The following is a 4,641-nucleotide window of genomic DNA, read 5'->3' as shown; positions in this document are numbered from 1 at the left end:
GGGGAAATTTACACTGGAAATCGTCAAGCGGACCGATCATGCCGAAGGTTTCGAAGCCCTGCCACGCCGATGGGTGGTCGAGCGACCATTTGCATGGCTGGGAAGGTGTCGCAGATTGGCCAAAGACTTCGAGAAAACGATCGCTTCTTCCGAAGCGTGGATCTACATCGCAAACATCCGCCTACTCACCAGGCGCATCGCAAGAGCCTGATATCGTTACATTAATTATAATTCAGGCTCTCAGAACGTCTGACATATGGATTTTGAGCGTTTGCGCCCGCCTGTGGTGCGCCGAATTGTTCCTCCCGGGACGTGAGCTGGATCATTCCGATTCTGTAGATGCAGGGGCGGTGACGCTCATCGCGGAGAAAGCATAGAAAGATCCGTTCCGCGAAAGCTATAATGCGGCGGCAAATCCCAACCGCGAAGACGACCTTGCCCCGGCAGCGATGACATTGAAGTGCGGTGCAGTGAGGGCGAAAAACAGCCTTAACCTGAATGCGATTAGACGACCTACATAAGGAATTTAGGAACGGCATCCGGGCATGTTAACGAAACGCATGGACTGCGGTTTCACAGGCTTACTTGAACCACTTTTGGTAAATCGCATCATAAACACCGTCACGTTTTGATTGGTATAACCACTGATCAACGAAGGCTGCAAGATAAGGCGCGCGCTGTATCCAATAAGCTTTTTCAATTGAGTTGAATGGCTCGTCTGGATTGACCGCGCATAGCAGACCGGAATGAACGCTTTGCTGATAGCGGGTTTCGGATGCGTCGGTGATCATCACGTCGGCTTTGCCTTGTGCGATCTGGTCAAAAATCGTTGTATTGTCATCCCATACGTCAATTTGAGCATGCTTGATGTGGGCACGGACGAATTTTTCATTCGTTCCCCCCGGATTCATGATTACCCTGACATTCGGTTTATCGATGTCTGTCAGCGTGGTGTATTGGTTGTGATCCGAGCAGCGGGCAATCGGGGCCTTTCCGTCCTGCAGATAGGGTGTCGAAAAGAGCCCAGTTTTCTGCCTCTCCAGCGTGATTGATATGCCTCCCATCGCGATATCGAATTTATTGTTCTCGAAATCCTGCGTTAATGTCGGCCATGTTGTTGGAACAAATTCGACGCGGACGCCGAGCGCTTTTGCGAGGTTATCTGCCAAGTCAATATCAAAGCCAGTGAATTGTCCAGTTTTGGGGTCTCTGATTGAGAAGGGACTGTAATCGCCAGTTGTTCCTACTTTTAACACGCCACGTGACATGATATCATCAAGACTAACTTTATCGGATGTCTCTGCGAATGCCCAGAATGATGTCAGCAAGAATATTGCTGTAGCAAAAAAGTAATTTTTCATTAATTGCTCCTCAGTAAAATATTGTAATAATCTCAGAAATAATACAATAATATTTAACGGTTTTTTGTGTCATCTCGAAATGAGTATTTACGTTTTTCGAAAATACAGATAAACAATGTCACTATTGTGGAATTTTATTGTAGAGTGATGATGGTCGAGACTTATCCATTTGGCCAATGACTCGTAAAGTATATCATCGCGAACAATCCGGACACCCAATCCTCCTTGGTCTCGTTAAACTCTGCGACGTCCAGTCAAAAATCCTTGGCTCGACCATCCCAATAAACCCCGGTTTGATGTAATGGTCATCTTGCTTATCGAAACGAGGTCGAAACAATCTCATTTTTCACAAATACTCGTCCAGAAACCTATAGCCGACAAATCCCACACCGTCTAAGAGGCCGTTTTGAAATGGGTTGAGTAGTTGGTGCACCGTAAGCATCCGGCGTAGGCCACGGATGGGTCGGCTTGTGGTCAGTGGCGGCTGTTCTGACTTTTTGCGTAACCAGCTTTTCCAAGGGTTCGGCGGCACGCCAGTTTCGCTATCCGCTCATTGATTGTATCGACGCCAATATCGTTCGGCTCGAAGCGACCGCCACACTATTCGACGACTTGGCGGTGTTGCGCATGTCGAGGCTTTGCCATTGCGTTGAGGCACTCCTCGAAGCCGGACAATCCGCCGACATCTTCCGGCGGTGCGCCGTTCGCCGTCGACGACGCGCCGATATTCGACTGCCGGATCGGCGTCCGCGACGGCCTCGACAGTGATTGAATGCCGCCAGTCGTCGCCGAAGTCATAGTTATAGTTGAAGATTGTGATGCCGCGATCCACCAGAGCGCCTATACGAACATTGCGGGCGGCGTAGGTCTCACGGCCGAAGTCCCATGCACGGTCGGGACCTGCGTAGTGCTTGCCGCCGGCATTGAACTCGAAGAGGTGATAGTCCTGGAATGGCATGACGGCCTGGATGATGTTGTGCAGCCCTTTCAGGCTGGTGGTTATTGGGACCTCGACCCTGCGCCAGATGGCTGGGTCGATATGATCGAGCTTAACGATAATCCGGGCGATGCGTTCTCTGGAGATCATGATGCCAATGCCGTAGGTGCTTGGGCCGATGTCCAGTTCCACGGAAGCAGTTGCTCCAGCCTGCTGACAGGGGTGTCGGCGATACGAGCGAGAACGTCGGCGAGCCAGGCCTGCGAGTCGATGTCATTGAGCTTGGCGGCCATGATCAGCGTGGCCATGAATGCTGCACCACGATCCGATCCGGCAAAGAGCCATGACTTCCGTCATATATGTGGGCGTATCGCAGTGGCGAAGATAGCAACGAACCGATTGTACTGTTCGATTATCAGCCCGGTCGTGGCCAAGTACACCCACAGGCCGTTCTCGGTGACTATTGCGCATCCTGATGAGCGACGGCTATCAGGCTTGGCGCACATCGGAAGATGCAACGCATGTCGGATGCATGGCTCATGCCAGGCGGCGCTTTTTTGCTGCGTTCAACGCAAGGAAATAACCCGGCGGGCCACCGGAACAGGCCTTGAAGTTCTTCGATCAACTCTATCGGATCGAGAGGCAGACGCGGGACGAAGTAAACGACAATGGCCAAACGCAGGCGGACCGTATTCGCTGCTTCCGACACAAACACAGTGTTCCGGTCCTCAACGCGCTCAAGGTCTGGCTTGACGCAATAGCTCCGAAGGTTTTGCCAGATACCAAACTCGGCGATGCCATCTCCTATACCCTCAATCAATGGGAATATCTGACGCGGTACGTCCAAGACGGTAGAATGCCGATAGACAACAATTTGTTGGAGCGTGACATCAGAATCTTCGCTACGGGAAGGAAGAGTTGGCTGTTCAGCGATACGGTTGACGGAGCCAGAGCCAGCGCTGTCATCTACAGCCTGATGCTGACCTGCCGCCTGCGGTGTCGAACCGTTAGCATGGCTCGAGCATGTTCTCACGGAATTACCCAAGCGCTCCGACGCCGCCAGTATCGAAGACTTGATGCCATTCAACTTCGCCAAAAAACAAACGGCATGATCTAATTCCAGACCGCCGCCGCTAACCATGTGGCGGCGCTACGTGCATGGAAAATAGCGCTTACCATCAAGGTGCCATTTATCACCAAGGCGCGGTGTGCGGCGACGGATCGTATTGGCGTAGTCTCGTCCGAACTTTTCAGCCCATTCACGCACCGTCTTGTGGGTGACGATGATTCCTCGGTAAGCCAGCATGTCTTCGACCACGCGAAAGCTCAGCGGAAACCGGAAATACGGCCACACCGCTTTGGCGATAATCTCAGGCGCAAAACGATGGCGGTGGTAAAGTGAGGAGCGATTGTCGTGCATGCCCTCTTATCAACCGCTGAGACTTACATCAAAATTAAGGTTACCGTGCCAGAAGCGTCACTTTTCCCCTTTGAAATCAAAGACGAGCACGCCATCCTTCTCTGCGAGAAGTGGACCGACAAAATCTTTAAATTTTTGATGGGCTGGATCGAAGAATTTGGAGTCCGTCACGACAGGTGATCCGACATAATAATTTCGATCACCTTCCGAACGGAAGGTTACAATGAAACCTTCCTGAAAATCACGATCTGCCCCTTCACCGCTATTCTGCGCACCTGCTTCAAGCCTTGTGATGTAGGGCTTTCCATTTCTTTTAGCCTCTGTCTTCAAAGCCAGGAAACGCTGGCGTACCTCCTTGATCTGAGAAGGCGAAACCGACTTTTTGTATTTGAACAGAACAATATGTTGGATTGCACCCAGATGATAACTGGGCGCAGTGAAAGTACTGGTACTAACTTTCTGCTGCTCCTTGTCCAGTATCTGCCTTGCCATCGTTGCAGAAGCCATTTGGACAGTCGCAAACGAAGGTATTATTAAAGCAATAGAAACAGCAGAAAACATTGCTAACGGATTATGCATTGAAATTATCCCAAAAATTAGAAATTTATATTCTTAAATAAAGAAAGGGTAGCTTAAAGCCGACTGGAACATAAAATCCAAACAGCTTGGTGTCCAGTGTTACTTCGATTGCACCAAGTGGTTTCGAAAACGGACAGGACTCTTTTGCTTTCTTTACATGGCTTGCAAAATCTTGCTCCGCGATTTCGGAAATGCTCGCTTTGAGCGAACCTTTCAGGCTTGCGCGCAAGACATCCTTAGGCGCGCAGCCCGATTAATTGGAATCAGCATTTGAGGCTTCGCTGGCGGTAGTGAATGGCTTTTGAATAAAGCCTGTCGGGAAAGCTTTGCCAAATCAAATACCA

Annotated in this window: 4 protein-coding genes and 3 pseudogenes; 2 read left to right on the top strand and 5 right to left on the bottom strand. The window is 50.5% G+C overall.

The features are described 5' to 3' along the window. Positions 1-211: transposase (locus tag ACTJKP_RS26215; protein WP_440632750.1), on the top strand; the 211-nt coding region annotated here is incomplete at its 5' end. A 370-nt stretch (positions 212-581) separates the two neighbouring features. Here ACTJKP_RS26215 and ACTJKP_RS26210 read toward each other — a convergent pair. The 3 genes and pseudogenes from ACTJKP_RS26210 to ACTJKP_RS26200 all read right to left on the bottom strand — a co-directional run. Next, the gene (locus tag ACTJKP_RS26210) at positions 582-1,361 is read right to left on the bottom strand and encodes a transporter substrate-binding domain-containing protein (RefSeq protein WP_440632749.1); all 780 of its coding nucleotides are present in this window, start codon (positions 1,359-1,361) and stop codon (positions 582-584) included. A gap of 550 nt (positions 1,362-1,911) precedes the next feature. Next, positions 1,912-2,490: a plasmid pRiA4b ORF-3 family protein gene (locus ACTJKP_RS26205; RefSeq protein WP_440632748.1), complete on the bottom strand. Its 579-nt coding sequence runs from the start codon at positions 2,488-2,490 to the stop codon at positions 1,912-1,914. Further along, positions 2,445-2,651: pseudogene (locus ACTJKP_RS26200) on the bottom strand (transposase domain-containing protein); the annotation flags it as partial. The gene ACTJKP_RS26205 and the pseudogene ACTJKP_RS26200, both read right to left, overlap by 46 nt. Here ACTJKP_RS26200 and tnpC point away from each other — a divergent pair. Next, positions 2,652-3,410, top strand: a pseudogene (gene tnpC / locus ACTJKP_RS26195) (IS66 family transposase); the annotation flags it as partial. 65 nt (positions 3,411-3,475) lie between these two features. Here tnpC and ACTJKP_RS26190 read toward each other — a convergent pair. Continuing rightward, a pseudogene (locus tag ACTJKP_RS26190) lies at positions 3,476-3,718 on the bottom strand (IS6 family transposase); the annotation flags it as partial. A 57-nt stretch (positions 3,719-3,775) separates the two neighbouring features. Beyond that, positions 3,776-4,297: a Dabb family protein gene (locus ACTJKP_RS26185; RefSeq protein ID WP_440632747.1), complete on the bottom strand. Its 522-nt coding sequence runs from the start codon at positions 4,295-4,297 to the stop codon at positions 3,776-3,778. Positions 4,298-4,641 lie beyond the last annotated feature (344 nt).

Origin of the sequence: Brucella sp. 22210, assembly GCF_052045675.1 — a bacterium.
In the GTDB taxonomy this organism is placed as follows: domain Bacteria; phylum Pseudomonadota; class Alphaproteobacteria; order Rhizobiales; family Rhizobiaceae; genus Brucella.
Note: the sequence above shows the minus strand (reverse complement) of the source record. Positions and strands in the feature narration are given on the sequence as shown.

Excerpts from the sequence above, each read along its gene's own strand:
- ACTJKP_RS26210 (WP_440632749.1), bottom strand. The coding sequence starts at position 1,361 with ATGAAAAATTACTTTTTTGCTACAGCAATATTCTTGCTGACATCATTC.
- ACTJKP_RS26185 (WP_440632747.1), bottom strand. The coding sequence starts at position 4,297 with ATGCATAATCCGTTAGCAATGTTTTCTGCTGTTTCTATTGCTTTAATA.